The organism is Actinomycetaceae bacterium MB13-C1-2, from assembly GCA_035621235.1.
In the GTDB taxonomy this organism is placed as follows: Bacteria; Actinomycetota; Actinomycetes; order Actinomycetales; family Actinomycetaceae; genus Scrofimicrobium.
The window spans coordinates 67,818-82,289 of record CP141731.1 but is presented as its reverse complement, the minus strand read 5'-3'; the positions used below and the strand labels follow the sequence as shown (position 1 = coordinate 82,289).

The 14,472-nt window shown below is 57.1% G+C and carries 12 protein-coding genes; 10 read left to right on the top strand and 2 right to left on the bottom strand.

Annotation, left to right across the window (positions count from 1 at the left end; genetic code table 11):
* Nucleotides 1-54 precede the first annotated feature (54 nt).
* The 10 genes from atpA to U6G28_00275 all read left to right on the top strand — a co-directional run bounded on the left by atpA (nucleotide 55) and on the right by U6G28_00275 (nucleotide 10,885).
* Nucleotides 55-1,686: a F0F1 ATP synthase subunit alpha gene (atpA, locus tag U6G28_00320; protein WRS30174.1), complete on the top strand. Its 1,632-nt coding sequence runs from the start codon at nucleotides 55-57 to the stop codon at nucleotides 1,684-1,686.
* A gap of 5 nt (nucleotides 1,687-1,691) precedes the next feature.
* Nucleotides 1,692-2,621 carry a F0F1 ATP synthase subunit gamma gene (locus U6G28_00315; protein WRS30173.1) on the top strand — a complete coding sequence of 310 codons (930 nt, stop codon included), beginning with the start codon at nucleotides 1,692-1,694 and terminating at the stop codon, nucleotides 2,619-2,621.
* A gap of 38 nt (nucleotides 2,622-2,659) precedes the next feature.
* A complete protein-coding gene (atpD, locus tag U6G28_00310; protein ID WRS30172.1) occupies nucleotides 2,660-4,111 on the top strand; it encodes a F0F1 ATP synthase subunit beta in 1,452 nt (483 codons plus the stop codon).
* The gene (locus tag U6G28_00305) at nucleotides 4,108-4,377 is read left to right on the top strand and encodes a F0F1 ATP synthase subunit epsilon (protein ID WRS30171.1); all 270 of its coding nucleotides are present in this window, start codon (nucleotides 4,108-4,110) and stop codon (nucleotides 4,375-4,377) included. Before atpD ends, U6G28_00305 begins: the two co-directional genes overlap by 4 nt.
* Nucleotides 4,378-4,411: 34 nt before the next feature.
* Complete coding sequence (locus tag U6G28_00300; GenBank protein WRS30170.1) at nucleotides 4,412-4,807, top strand: DUF2550 family protein; 396 nt, start codon at nucleotides 4,412-4,414, stop codon at nucleotides 4,805-4,807.
* 84 nt (nucleotides 4,808-4,891) lie between these two features.
* Entirely contained in the window at nucleotides 4,892-5,590 is a 699-nt protein-coding gene (gene nucS / locus U6G28_00295) for an endonuclease NucS (GenBank protein WRS30169.1), read from the top strand.
* Nucleotides 5,590-6,810 (top strand): amidohydrolase family protein, encoded by a 1,221-nt coding sequence (locus U6G28_00290; protein WRS30168.1) that lies wholly within the window; start codon nucleotides 5,590-5,592, stop codon nucleotides 6,808-6,810. Before nucS ends, U6G28_00290 begins: the two co-directional genes overlap by 1 nt.
* Before the next feature lie 468 nt (nucleotides 6,811-7,278).
* Nucleotides 7,279-8,880, top strand: coding sequence for a hypothetical protein (locus U6G28_00285; GenBank protein ID WRS30167.1), 1,602 nt, complete (start codon nucleotides 7,279-7,281; stop codon nucleotides 8,878-8,880).
* 3 nt (nucleotides 8,881-8,883) lie between these two features.
* Entirely contained in the window at nucleotides 8,884-9,912 is a 1,029-nt protein-coding gene (locus U6G28_00280) for a hypothetical protein (protein ID WRS30166.1), read from the top strand.
* Between the two features lie 25 nt (nucleotides 9,913-9,937).
* On the top strand, nucleotides 9,938-10,885 hold the full coding sequence (locus tag U6G28_00275) for a tetratricopeptide repeat protein (GenBank protein ID WRS30165.1): 948 nt from the start codon (nucleotides 9,938-9,940) through the stop codon (nucleotides 10,883-10,885).
* Between the two features lie 275 nt (nucleotides 10,886-11,160).
* Here U6G28_00275 and glgB read toward each other — a convergent pair whose 3' ends face one another.
* A complete protein-coding gene (gene glgB / locus U6G28_00270) occupies nucleotides 11,161-13,350 on the bottom strand; it encodes a 1,4-alpha-glucan branching protein GlgB (GenBank protein WRS30164.1) in 2,190 nt (729 codons plus the stop codon).
* Nucleotides 13,351-13,384: 34 nt separating this feature from the next.
* Nucleotides 13,385-14,455 carry a LacI family DNA-binding transcriptional regulator gene (locus tag U6G28_00265; protein WRS30163.1) on the bottom strand — a complete coding sequence of 357 codons (1,071 nt, stop codon included), beginning with the start codon at nucleotides 14,453-14,455 and terminating at the stop codon, nucleotides 13,385-13,387.
* Nucleotides 14,456-14,472: the final 17 nt, after the last annotated feature.

Sequence of the window (14,472 nt, the reverse complement as noted above, 5' to 3'; positions counted from 1 at the left end):
CGTTAGAGCAAGACAGAGACTTTTGAACAAAACTAAGGCGATTAGGAAAGCGTGATGGCTGATCTAGGGATTCGTCCGGAGCAGATCCGTGAGGCACTCGACTCATACATTGAGTCCTTTGCCCCTGCAGAGGTTGCGGTAGAAGAAATCGGGCATGTTACCGAGACTGCGGACGGTATTGCCAAAGTCGAAGGGCTGCCGGGAGCGATGGCCAACGAGCTTCTTCAGTTCGAGGATGGAACGCTCGGTTTGGCCATGAACCTCGATCCCCGTGAGATTGGCACTGTCGTCCTCGGTGAGTACTCCGGAATCGAAGAGGGGCAGGAGGTACGCCGTACGGGTGAAGTGCTTTCGGTCCCGGTTGGTGACGGGTATCTGGGTCGCGTCGTTGACCCCCTTGGGAAGCCGATTGACGGTCTGGGCGAGATTACGGACCTCGATGGGCGCCGCGCCCTCGAACTACAGGCTCCCGGCGTGATGTCGCGCCGTAGTGTCCATGAGCCAATGCAGACCGGGCTCAAGGCGATTGACTCGATGATCCCGATTGGGCGCGGACAGCGCCAGTTGATCATTGGCGATCGGCAGACGGGTAAGACCGCTATCGCGCTTGACACCATTATCAATCAGCGCGAGAACTGGGATAGCGGTGATCCGAAGAAGCAGGTCCGGTGCATCTATGTCGGTATCGGTCAAAAGGCCTCAACGATTGCTTCTGTGAAGAAGCAGCTCGAAGATCACGGTGCGATGGAGTACACGACTATCGTGGCTTCGCCCGCATCGGACCCGGCAGGTTTCAAGTACCTCGCCCCCTACACCGGCTCTGCGATTGGTCAGCACTGGATGTACGACGGTAAGCACGTCCTGATCGTCTTTGATGACCTATCAAAGCAGGCGGAGGCCTACCGCGCAGTCTCACTTCTACTTCGTCGTCCGCCCGGGCGCGAGGCATACCCCGGTGATGTTTTCTACCTGCACTCTCGTCTACTTGAGCGCTGTGCCAAGCTGAATGATGAGCTCGGCGGTGGTTCGATGACGGGTTTGCCGATCATTGAGACCAAGGCTAATGACGTTTCGGCGTACATTCCGACAAACGTCATCTCGATTACTGATGGTCAGATATTCCTTCAGTCCGATCTGTTCAACGCCAACCAGCGTCCGGCGGTTGATGTCGGTATCTCGGTCTCCCGCGTTGGCGGTGATGCACAGATCAAGGCCATGAAGAAGGTGGCTGGAACCCTGAAGATCACCCTCGCTCAATACCGGGCGATGGCCTCTTTCGCGATGTTCGCCTCCGACTTAGACGCGGTGACTCGCCAACAGCTAACCCGCGGCGAGCGCTTGATGCAACTTCTGAAGCAGTCGCAGAACAAGCCGATGAAGGTCGAGGAACAGGTTGCGGTGATCTGGGCCGGAACCAATGGTTACCTTGATGATCTTGAACTTTCTCAGGTGCTTCCATTCCAGGACGGGTTGCTCGATCACCTGCGCGCTCATTCTGATGTCCTAAAGAAGATCGCTGAAACCGGACAACTGGATGATGAGACTGAAGCTGACCTGAAGAAGGACGTTGAGACCTTCCACCAGACCTTCGTTATCGCAGACACCGAATCTGACGAGTCCGAAGACTCCGATGCGGACCGCACCCAAGAACAGATCGTACGTCGCCGCAAGGGTTCCAAGGGGTAGTTGCGATGAGTGGTCAGCAGAGGATCTATAAGCAGAAGATCCGCTCCACACAGACACTAGAAAAAGTGTTCCGTGCAATGGAGATGATCGCTGCTTCTCGGATTAGTCGTGCGCGGGTTCGTGCGACCCAGGGGGATTCTTATACGCACGCGCTCACGAAAGCGGTCGCGGCCGTCGCGGTTCACTCCGACATTGACCACCCTCTGACCGAAGAGCGTGAGGATACGAATCGCGTAGCAATCCTTGTGATTGCGTCCGATCGAGGCCTAGCTGGTGCCTACTCGGCAAACGTTCTTCGCGCAACTGAGCATCTGATGGAAGAGTTGATAGAGCAGGGAAAAGAGCCTGTCCTCTTCACCTCCGGTCGTCGTGCGGAGCAGTTCTTCCGGTTCCGCGGGCTGCCGATTGAGCGATCCTGGGAAGGATCATCGGATAACCCGTCCGATGAGATGATGCACGAGGTGGGAAGCACACTGCTTGAGTACTTCCTCAACCCCGACCCCCGGGTTGGAGTTGGAGTGGTAGAACTGGTCTTCACCCGATTCAAGTCAATGGTTCAGCAGGTCCCAGAGATCCGCCAGATGCTCCCGCTTACCGTTGTCGACGCCCCTCATGATGAAGACGAGGAAGCCGGGGAACTGGGGTTTGGCCCGGACGGTACCGGATACCCAGAGTACGAGTTCATCCCGGATGTAAACACGGTCCTCGATACCCTGCTTCCCCTATACGTAAGCAACAGAATCGGCAACGCGATGCTCCAAGCCGCCGCCTCGGAGCTGGCATCAAGGCAACAGGCGATGCACACCGCCACCGAGAATGCCGGGGAACTAATAAACGACTACACGCGTCTTGCCAATCAGGCACGTCAGGCAGAGATCACTCAGGAAATTAGTGAGATCGTCTCGGGCGCGGACGCGCTTGCAGCACAAGGCTAATAGCTTTTATCAACCGGGGAACACGAAGAGAGACAGAGATGGCTACAGAAGAAACGAAGACCGCCGAGGGTCGAGTTGCCCGCGTGGTTGGTCCCGTGGTCGACATTGAGTTCCCACCGGACGCGATTCCCGCGCAGTTCAACGCGCTCACCGTGGAAATCGACATGCGCGGACAGGGCGAGGGAGAGGGACTAACAACCCTGACGATGGAGGTTGAGCAGCACCTCGGCGACAACATGGTTCGCGCCATCGCGCTTAAGCCTACTGACGGTTTGGTTCGTGGCGCGCGAGTGAGCGACACGGGTGGCCCCATTGTTGTCCCCGTTGGTGACGTCACTAAAGGACACGTCTTTAACGTCACCGGCGAGTGCCTGAACCTGGAAAAGGGTGAGACCCTGAAGGTCGAGGAGACCTGGCCAATCCATCGCGAACCCCCAAGCTTTGACAAGCTTCAGGGCCAGGAAAAGATGTTCGAAACCGGCATCAAGTCGATCGACCTGCTTACTCCCTACGTGCTCGGCGGAAAGATCGGCCTGTTCGGAGGCGCTGGTACCGGCAAGACAGTTTTGATTCAAGAGATGATTCAGCGAGTCGCCCAGGACCACGGTGGTGTTTCCGTGTTTGCTGGTGTTGGCGAACGTACTCGCGAAGGCAACGACCTAATCCACGAGATGGAGGAGGCCGGGGTCTTCGACAAGACGGCCTTGGTCTTCGGTCAGATGGATGAGCCGCCAGGGACCCGACTTCGCGTTGCACTCACAGGCCTGACGATGGCCGAGTACTTCCGCGACGTCCAAAACCAGGACGTACTTTTGTTCATCGATAACATATTCCGGTTCACCCAGGCTGGTTCTGAGGTTTCGACCCTTCTTGGACGGATGCCGTCAGCCGTTGGCTACCAGCCAAACCTTGCTGACGAGATGGGTCTGTTGCAGGAACGTATCACGACTGCTGGCGGTAACTCGATTACCTCGATTCAGGCCATCTACGTCCCGGCAGATGACTACACAGACCCGGCTCCGGCCACGACGTTCGCGCACTTGGATGCTGTCACGGAGTTGAATCGTGATATCGCATCTCGCGGACTATACCCAGCGATTGACCCACTGACATCGACCTCGCGTCTTTTGGACCCGAAGGTGGTTGGGCAGGAGCACTACGACGTCGCAACTCACGTGAAGTCGATTCTCCAGAAGAACAAAGAACTCCAGGACATTATCGCAATCCTGGGCGTCGATGAGCTCTCCGAAGAAGACAAAGTCACGGTGGCCCGCGCCAGGCGAATCGAGCAGTTCCTCTCCCAGAACACCTACATGGCTGAGAAGTTCACGGGTGTTCCCGGCTCCACCGTTCCCCTGTCGGAGACCATTGAGGCCTTCAAGAGGATCGCTGAAGGATACTACGACCAGGTGCCGGAGCAAGCCTTCTTCAACATTGGTGGAATCGAGGATCTCGAGCGTAAGTGGCATGAGCTAGAGAAGTCGGCATGAGTAACGACAGGCTTCGAGTCGAGGTTGTTGGACTCTCCGGGCCACTGTGGTCCGGAGAAGCCGACTATGTCTCGATTCCTGCTATTGATGGTCGTTTGGGTATTCTTAGCGGCAGACAACCGGTACTCGCGGTACTTAGCCCTGGAACGGTAGAGATCCAGCGCGGTGATGGTGAGGACATCAAAGTAGAGGTTGAAGCGGGCTTTGCCTCTGTTGATGCAGATTTTGTGACGGTTGTGGTCGAGGGAGGGATGCTAGAGCAGTAGCTTGGCATCCTCTTGTTATCACGACGGGAGAGCGATGGATCAGCCGAGCCATATAGTGCTGTACATCGGCCCTATTGCGGTGGTTGTACTGGTCGTGCTTCTGGTGGTTCTGATTCGCATGACAGTTCTGAACGCCAGATCTGGGAGTTTTCCCGCCTTTCTACTGGTGAAGGGTCGATGGGTTCGGGGTATTGCTGAGTACGGTAGTTCGAATCTTTCGTGGCGGCGAAGGATAGGTCTGTCTTCCGCGCCTAGCGTCCTTTTGGCTCGCAGACACATCGACGTGGTTGACAGCCCTGAGCAGTGGTATCAGAGCAGTCTGGTGGTTGTAACGCTCAAGACTCCAACAGATTCAGTTAGCTTTGCTCTTAGATCTGGTGATGCGGCTGGGCTCATCGCATGGATTGACTCGAGTCCCCCAGGCACCTGACCACCGGCCGCAGAGTATTGCCGGGATGAATCGGAATAGACCTGAGAGTACGGTCAGTAGCAGAAGATACAGGGAAGGATCGGTGTGCGGCTTCTAATTGCGGACTGCTCAGTTGACTACTCGGGAAGACTCGATGCTCACTTGCCCCGGGCAAAGCGGGTCTTAATGATTAAGGCCGATGGATCCGTTCTAGTTCATTCCGACGGCGGATCATATAAGCCGCTCAACTGGATGAGCGCGCCCTGTAGATTGACCGAAATGGAGCCTCTTGACTCCGACATTGAAGCCGGAGTAGCTGAGGTGTGGAAGGTTGAGCCAACCAAAGTGGACGGCTCCCTCGTTATCCGTATTTTTGAGAAGATGGCTGACATTAGCGAAGAGCTGGGAGAGGACCCCGGACTGCAAAAGGATGGCGTCGAAGCTCACCTGCAGCAGTTGCTTGCCGAACAGGTCGAATCGATCTTGGGATCGGGATGGACTCTGTTACGACGGGAGCACCCGACTCCCATCGGTCCAGTTGACCTGGTTGTTTACGACCCCGAAAAGCGGCCCGTTGCGATCGAGGTAAAGCGGCGTGGGGGAATAGATGGAGTCGAGCAACTGACGCGCTATTTGGAGCTATTGGGGAGAGAGTCGCGCTACAAGAATATTCGGGGTGTCTTCGCCGCCCAAGAGATAGCGCCTCAAGCCCGTGTGCTCGCGGAAGATCGAGGCATAGAGTGTTTGGTGTTGGACTATGCCGCGATGCGCGGTATGGATAACGCTGAAGAGAGGCTGTTCTGATGGGCGATACGCGGCGAGAGTGGCGCGGTTTGGTGGTACTTCCGGATGAAGAGATCGCTGACGGGGTCGTAATAACCGAGAGCGATCGAATCATTTGGGTTGGACCCGCCGCTGCAATCCCCGACGAACTATCCGGCGTATCGAGTGAAGATTTGCCTGATGGGGCGATAATAATCCCGGGCCTAATTGACGTACATTGCCACGGCGGTGGTGGGGCTTCGTTCCCAGATTCTACCGATCTTGAGCAGATCAAGACGGCAGCGGGAGAGCATCTCAGAAACGGGACCACCACTTTGATCGCATCGCTTGTTACCGCTCCCGTCGAGATCCTCGAACAGAGGGCCGCGCTGCTAGCGGAAGCGGTTGTAATGGGCATCATTGAGGGGATTCATTTCGAGGGTCCATTCCTCTCAGAGGCTAGGTGCGGGGCACAGGATCCTCGATACTTAATCCCGGCAACCCCGGACGTTGCGCGCCGACTAGTGGCGGCCGCCAAGGGCAAGGCCGTTTCAATGACCATTGCGCCGGAGCGGGTTGCCGGAACGGTCGGACAGGAGGCGCTAGGGACGCTTGTCGCTGGAGACATCCTGCCATCGTGGGGGCACACCGACTCGGGGATACAGACCGCAGAGATCGCTGTGAGAACAGGGCGAGAGTTCATTGGTGACAAGACGACCCCAACTCGGGGCGGGCGAGCAACCGTGACTCATCTGTTCAATGGGATGCGACCCTTGCACCATCGAGATCCGGGTCCCATATCGGTTTTCTTGGCGGCGGCAGAACGAGGCGAAGTAGTCGTTGAGATGATCAATGACGGCACCCATCTCGATCCTCTATTGGTACACCAGGTTTTGGAACTGGTGGGTCGTGATAACGCTGTTTTTGTTACTGATGCCATGGCCGCGGCGGGAATGCCCGATGGTGACTATGTTTTGGGGCCCCAGGCGGTCAGGGTTGAAGGAGGTGTGGCTCGTCTCGCCGAGGGGGGTGCAATCGCGGGTGGAACCGCCAGGTTGCTTGACTGCGTGAGAACCGCAGTGCTGAAGAGCCATATCTCGCTCGTGGATGCCGTGTATCTGGGTACGGTACAAGGAGCGAGAATTCTGGGGCTGACTGACCGAGGCGAACTGGCGCCGGGTAAACGCGCAGATCTCGTTGTTTTGGGCTCCGGCAACCTGGACGTTCTTCGGGTGGTTCGTGGAGGAGAGCTGATCGACTAGTGGGAAAACGCTCGCGATCCCGGAGGCTTGGGCCAATGCACAGGCCGCTGAACCAGGCAGCTCTGCGGGGCATCGCTCTCAGCGAAGTTGGTCCGGACGGGAACAGCTATCAGGTTCAGCAGGTCGGGCCGTCATCCAAAACGTACACGTGCCCAGGATGTCTACACCAGGTTGGACCCGGGGTGGAACATGTGGTCGCATGGCCGGAAGAGGCTAGATTTGGGACCGAGGTGGGAGTCCAGGCGAGACGACACTGGCATACTGAGTGCTGGAGAAGAGGACTTCGACCGAGTTAGCTGATCTCGCTCTTGGAGCCCGATACGGTCATACTTTCTGAGAATACGCTGTGAATACTGTGACTAAAGAGCTCTATTGTGACTTGAATCCGTGGAAAGCCACGTGAAATACGAATAGTCTGAAGTGTTACTTGACGAATACGCCCCATGGCAGACAAGTAGGAGGAAGCGCGTGGAGAAACTCAAGCGCTACACACTACCCATCGTTCTTGGCGCCCTTGCGCTGATTGCGTTGGCGATTGGAATCCTTTCGATTACGGTGTGGAAGCCAGCGCAAGAGGTCGCGGCCGAACGTGACACGACGCAACCGTTCATAGCGACCCGGGCCGGTCTGCTGAGGCTTTACGAGCCGTATCAGGATTCCGCGAGCGTTCGGGTCGAGGCCACGGCACCGGAGGGTAAAACCATTTGGATCGCGCTCGGTGATCCCGACGATGTGGGTGCATGGCTTACAAACGACTCCTACGACGAAGTCGTTGGGCTGGAGAGCATCGACACCCTCAAGACCGTGGCGCACGACGGGAGCGAGGGACCTCAGTCTGAAGACCAATCTGCCAGTGCCGATGAAGTTCAGCAATCCGGGGAAGAAGGCGTTGCCGCTGAGAACCCCATTAACTCGGATATGTGGACAGCACTCAAGTATGGCAATGGTGCCGTCTCGATGACTCTCTCGGGTGACGAGCTTGATCAGGTACTGCTAGCAGCGACCGATGGCACCGGGCCAGCGCCGACGCTAAAGCTCACCTGGGATACTCCGCGTCCAAACGTTCTTGCAATGATTGCCTTCCCGTTGACCGGGGTCCTTGTGGTGCTAGCTCTCGGCGCGCTTATTGCGCTCTGGCGTACGCGGAACAAGTCATCGCTTCGAACTGAGGCTTCCACCCCTACGCTTGTGGCTCCCGCCAAAGCAGGAGATGAAGTCCCGGTGGAAGCAGTTGCGGGCCAGGCAAGCTCGGTTGAGGGCGGAGCGGCTTCGGAAGCCACCCTAGAAATGGAACCGAGCGAAGAGGTCGTACCCAACGAGCTTCCGGGGGGAGCCAAGGATATCTCGGTGGCCGAGGAGACCTTGGAAACCGAGGAATCTCCTGCCCCCGATGAAGTGTCTGCGGCCAAAGAGTTCTCACCGACCTGGGATACCCTCGAGAGTGGCGAACTCGCCCCGCACGATGAAGGGCCGACCGAGGGGGATATTTCGGTGGCCGAAGAGACCTTGGAAACCGAGGAAGTACTCTCGCCCGACGAAGTTGCCGCGGCTGAAGAGTCCTCGCCGACCCGGCAGACTTCGGCGGTTGAGGATGTTACTCGACCAAAGACTGAGGACGCTGTCGAGGGGAGTATGCCGTCTCCGGAGTCCTCGTACGAGGATGAAGACGCCGAAGCGGCTCTGATTGAGGGCGATTCCATTGCGGCAGAGACCGCTGAACCCGGCCCCGACGCAGAAGAGCGCCCAATCGAGCAGTCGGAACCCGGGGTCGAGGAGACGGTCTCAACTGATTCTGGCATGATCAACCTCTCGTCGCTCAGTGCAGGACTGAGCTTCCCAACCCGGCGCGCACTGCGTGAGGCCGAAATGAGGGGAGTCGACACCCTGGTGGTCGGAGAGAGACGGTTCTCGACGAAGACCGGTCAGATCCCAAAGATATCCCTCGATGACGCACTAGAACAGAAGAAACGTGAGCGTTCCGGACATACTTTGTCGTGGGCTCAGTTGATGGACCGAGCGAGTAGAAACTCCTCGTCAACGCCTGAGGACCCTGAGAACAAGGGAGAATAGACCTTGAACCACAGAAAACCACTTATTGCCGCCGCTTCCGTTGCCGCGTTGCTCGGGCTTTCCGCATGCTCGCCGCCTGTTCTGGAGGTCGAGGAGTCGGGATCTCATCTTCAGTCGGGGCCGGATCAATCGGGTTCCCAGTCTGGCGCGCAATCGGGGGAGTCAAGTGTCGCCCTGACTGACGAACAGACCGAGCGAATTGTCGCCGAGGTCCAGGCGGCCGTTGATCTGTCAGACAAAGAAAAGAGCGCTGAGCCCTTGGCAGAGCGCCTGGTCAATCCTGCTTTGGACATGCGAGCGGGACAACTGACTCGTGCCGAAAAGACTTCGACGGAGCTCGCTCCTTTGATCATTGGTAACGCGGTGCACTCGGCGACTGTTGGAAACTCATTTCCGAGAGTCTTGGTAGTGGCATCTGAGGCTTCGGGGGACGATCCTGCTGAGGTGTTCTTCCTGACGCAAAAGGACGCGAAGTCCGACTACATGCTTGAGAACTGGGCCCGCCTAATCGGTGGAACTCCGGTGAAGGGTCTATCGGTTCGTGATGGCTCCACAGTGGTCGACGGGAGCACGACTGGTCTGAAGGTCACTCCGTCAGATGCTGTGGCTACCTACGTCAATTTCTTGAACAATCCCGATAACGAGGAGTATCAGCTCTTTGAGGACAACTCATTCGAGCCGCGCTACCGAGAAGAACGCTCCGCGTTGAGCGACGCAGTGAAGGTTGCGGGAACCGTTAGCACTCAGGCCAGGGAGTGGGATGCGCCGGTCATTGGGGTTTTGCTGGAAACTGGTAATGCTCTAGTGTCTTCCTCGTTCAAGTACACCGAGACGTACACCAAAACTGTAGAAGGCTCGACATTCGAGCTCTCGGGGACTCCCGCAGCGTTTATGGATGACCCGAAGGTTGATTCGACCGTCACGGTCGACTACCAGGTGAATATCTTCTTCCTCATCCCCCCGGAGGATAGCGATGATCCGATCGCGGTTGTCGGAGCTGAGCGAGTCATCCAGGGAGTAAAAAAGGGTTAGCTAGACAGGTCGAATAGGAGTTACGTTGAGCGAGGGCCAGGTTCCAGCGAGTTCAGGTGCGGTAGATCTTTCATCAATGGGGCATCAGGGGAGCCCAGAAGCAGCGAGTGGACCCACCGGTTCACCAGTTGCTTCAGGTTTTGCTGCGGCGTCGAGTGCCACGGCTCCTCCAGTAGATCCGACGGCGCCCGCTATCGCCGCCCCGCTTATCACCGAGGTTACTGAGCGTAGTTTTGAAGACGTAATGGCTCTGTCCCAGACCGTTCCTGTCGTTTTGGTGCTCTACACTCCCGGTTCCCTTACCTCCAAACAGGCGATTACCGTTATGGAGGACGTAGCCAGGCGCAGCAAGGGCGCGTTCCAACTTGGAAAGATCGATGTCGAGGCAAACCCAACTCTTGCGTCGGCGTTCCAGGTCCAGGCGGTTCCTGCGGGGGTGGCGGTTGTCGCACGCCGTCCGGTTCCGTTGTTTGAAGGACTTCCAACGCCGGGTCAGGTCGAGCAGATTCTGGCGGAACTATTCCAGGTCGCGCCGCAGTTGGGTGTTGTGGGTCGTATAGAGGTCCGCGACGAGGACCTCGAAAAGCCGATGCCTCCTGAACACGCCGCTGCCCGTGAAGCGGAGGAAAGCGGCAATTGGGAAGAGGCGATCGCTGCCTGGAAGAAGGTCCTGGCTAACGATCCTACCGATCACGAAGCGAAAACGGCACTGGTCAGAGCCCAGTTCGAGGCACGTCAGGACGAAGATGAGACATCTGCTGACGACTCGGTTGAGCATGCCGCAGACGAGCTGTTCGCCAAAGGCGCGGAGTCTGAAGCTTTCGACCTGCTGCTCGAAATGATCTCTAAGAGCACGGATGCGGAAGAGCGCGACCAATTTCGGTCGCGACTGGTGGAACTGTTCCAGATCGCCACCGACAAGGACGCGGTCAAGACGGCACGCGGACGTCTTGCGACAATCTTGATGGTCTAGGTGAGTTATTCCAACAGCTCATAGCTCTCAGCTGTATATGGATACCTGCCGGTGTGGCCCGCTGGTTTAGCCCGTTCCTCGTACCTAGGCAGGTATCTGCCGATGTGGCTGGTTCGAACTTCGGGAACCGCACGGTGTTCACTCGATGGTGGCCACTGTGGCAGATACTCTGCCGTGGGGCCCAGGATGGTGACCCGTAAGCCCATAGTATCTGCCGATATGGCCCGCCGGACCCACAAACGTCACCCCAATTTTCCGCGCCGACGGAGGTTTCCCTACTTGCGGTCAGACCTCGGGCGAAGGAAGACAGCTCCGAGCGGCGGAACCCGCAACGAGATAGAGCTATCGCGCCCGTTCCAGTCGATTTCCTCAGAGACAATCACTCCCGGATTTGTCACCCCTGATCCGCCGAAGACGGCGTCATCACTGTTTAGGACTTCTTCCCATTCACCCGGGAAAGGAACTCCCACCCGATAGTGCTCGTGAGGATTGCCCGCAAAGTTGATGACGCACAGCAGATGCTCAAGTTCACCATCTTTGCCCGGACCCTGGCGGACGTATGAAAGAACGTTGTGGTCGGCATCGCCGGCATCGATCCACTCGAATCCGGTGTAGTCGTCATCCCACAGCGCGGGGGAGGAGGTGTAAATCTGGTTCAATGCCTTCACCAGTTCAGCAACGCCCTCGTGGTCCTCGTAATCCAGTAGCCACCAATCAAGGCTGTAAGACTCGCTCCATTCGCCCTCTTGAGCGAATTCTTGGCCCATGAATAGGAGCTGCTTACCGGGGTGAGACCACTGGTAGGAGTAGAGAGCACGGAGGTTGGCGAGCTTTTGCCACTTGTCGCCCGGCATCTTCGCGATGATGGAACCCTTACCGTGCACAACTTCGTCATGCGAGAGTGGAAGAACGAAGTTCTCGGAGAACGCATAGACCAGCGAGAACGTGAGTTCTCCGTGGTGCCATCGCCGGTTAACCGGATCCTCTTTCATGTAGCGCAGGGTGTCGTTCATCCATCCCATGTTCCACTTGAGACCGTATCCGAGGCCGCCTCCCGTTGTTGGGGCAGTCACGCCGGGCCATGCGGTGGATTCTTCCGCGATCATCATGATCCCGGGGTTTCGCTTGTACGCGGTTGCGTTCGCTTCCTGAATGAACTGAATCGCCTCAAGGTTCTCGCGCCCCCCGAACTTGTTAGGGGTCCACTCTCCGTCCTTGCGTGAGTAGTCCAGATAGAGCATGGAGGCCACGGCATCGACGCGCAGACCGTCAACGTGGAACTCCTCAAGCCAGTAGAGTGCGTTAGCGACCAAGAAGTTACGAACCTCGTTGCGCCCGTAGTTAAAAACCAATGTGCCCCAGTCTGGATGCTCACCGCGCTGTGGGTCCGGGTCCTCGTACAAATGAGTGCCGTCAAACAACGCTAGGGCCCAGAAGTCCTTGGGGAAGTGAGCAGGAACCCAGTCGAGAATGACACCGATGCCTTCCTGATGCATTTTGTTCACCAGGTAACGGAAGTCATCAGCGTATCCGTAGCGTGAGGTGGGTGCGTAATAGCTGGTTACTTGGTATCCCCACGAGCCGCCGAAGGGGTGTTCCATGACGGGCATGAACTCGACATGGGTGTACCCCATCTCCTTGAGGTAGGGTACCATCTGATCGGCTATCTGCCTGTAAGAAAGCCCCTGCTTCCACGACCCCAGATGTGCTTCATAGATGGAGACGGGTCCCTGGTGCGGGTTGGCCCCTGCTCGTTTGTTCATCCATCGCTTATCGGTCCACTTGAAATCACTGCTGGTGACAACTGATGCGGTCGCTGGGGGAACCTCGGTAGCACGTGCCATTGGGTCAGCTTTTTGGAACCAGTTCCCTTCTGGCCCCTGAATCTCAAACTTATAGCGGGCACCGATTTGGACACCGGGAACAAAGAGTTCCCACACGCCAGAGTGGCCCAGGGAGCGCATAGCGGTTCCGGTGCCATCCCAGAAGTTAAAGTCTCCAACCACACGAACTGCCTGGGCATTGGGCGCCCAAACCGCAAATGCAACGCCATCAGCCGTGCCCATTGGACCTGAGAACGTCATCATGTGGGCACCCATGACGTTCCAGAGCTCCTCGTGGCGACCTTCTGAGAAGAGGTGTAGGTCCAACTCGCCGACGGTCGGCAGGTAGCGGTAGGGGTCATCCACGGTGGTTTCGGATTCGCCGTATCGCACGCGGATCCTATAGTCGGGAACGGTTGCGCTGGGTAGCACGGCAACCCAGACACCACTCTTTTCGTGCTCCGCAGGGTACTCGTCGTCAGCGGTGACGACAGTAACCTCATCTGCGAGGTGGCGGACGGTGCGTATGGTTACGGAATCCTCAGCAGGATGTGCACCGAGCACGGAGTGGGGCGAGTGGTAGTTGCCGTGAGCTACGGCCTCTAGCAGGTCATCTGTGACAGGAAGCGGCTCAAGTTTCATAGTTTAAGTATCTCACGTCACAAAGGTTCGTGCGTCACCGCGAAGAACCCTGAGTTGATTCTCCGAGCCGTACGGCTCCCTCGACCAGATGCCAGGTTGGAGTGTGTTCAGGGTTAGTAACGGCATCAAAAATGATCTCAGCGCTGGCGGCGGCGATCTTTTCTAGTGGTTGGACGATGGTTGTCAATGATGGGATTGCGTATTCGGAGAGTTCAAGTCCATCGAATGCGGTGATTTCGATGTCCTCGGGAATCCTGAGTTCTCTATCTCTAAGCGCGCGGACGGTTCCAAGACCCACGGCATCGCAAGAGGTGACGATCGCGGTGAAGTCGGGGTTTGTCGATTCGAGCCAGTTCGTGACAGACGCGTATCCGGTCGCGGCAGAGTAGATGTCCACGTTGTCCGTCGCGGGGATGATTAGTTCCGGATCTAGCTCAAGGCCAGCTTCTTCTAGAGCTTCACGGTATCCGCGGAATCGGGTTGCCCAAATATCCTGGCCTTCAAGAGCGACACCCTTTTGTGCGACACCGAAAGCAATCCGAGTGTGTCCTCTGTCGATAAGTAGGTTTGTTAGTGTCTTGATTCCGCTGAGATCATCAACCGATATAGCGGAGTGACGGGATTTTGGTCCGGCGGCGGGGGTGGCGGTGCAGAAGATTACAGGTACTTTGAAATCTTCAATGGCGCGGTTAATCTCGTCCCCACTACCGCTATCAGTCGCCCCAAACCTTCCAAGGAACACTACTCCGGCCGGTCTGCGCTCGGTGATCATTTGGGTGAGCGTTTGAAGACTCACCTCTTCATCGGGAACGTGCTGCAAGAAAACATCGAGTCCTAGCGTTGACAGGCTCTTTTGGAGGTGTCCCAGAATCTCGATCAGCAGCTCGCTAGTACGTCCTTGGATGACGACTGAGACGGTCTGAAGATCTGAGATCTTCAGACCGCGCGCGTTGGCATTCGGGACGTACCCTAGCTCGTCGGCTACGGAGAGGATTCTCTCACGAGTTTCAGGGGAAACCTCAGAGCGGTTGTTCATCGCCCTTGAAACGGTGCTTACGGAGACGCCGCATTTGTCGGCGACCTTTTTGATTGAGACGGTTGGCATCTTTTCTGGTTCTGTTG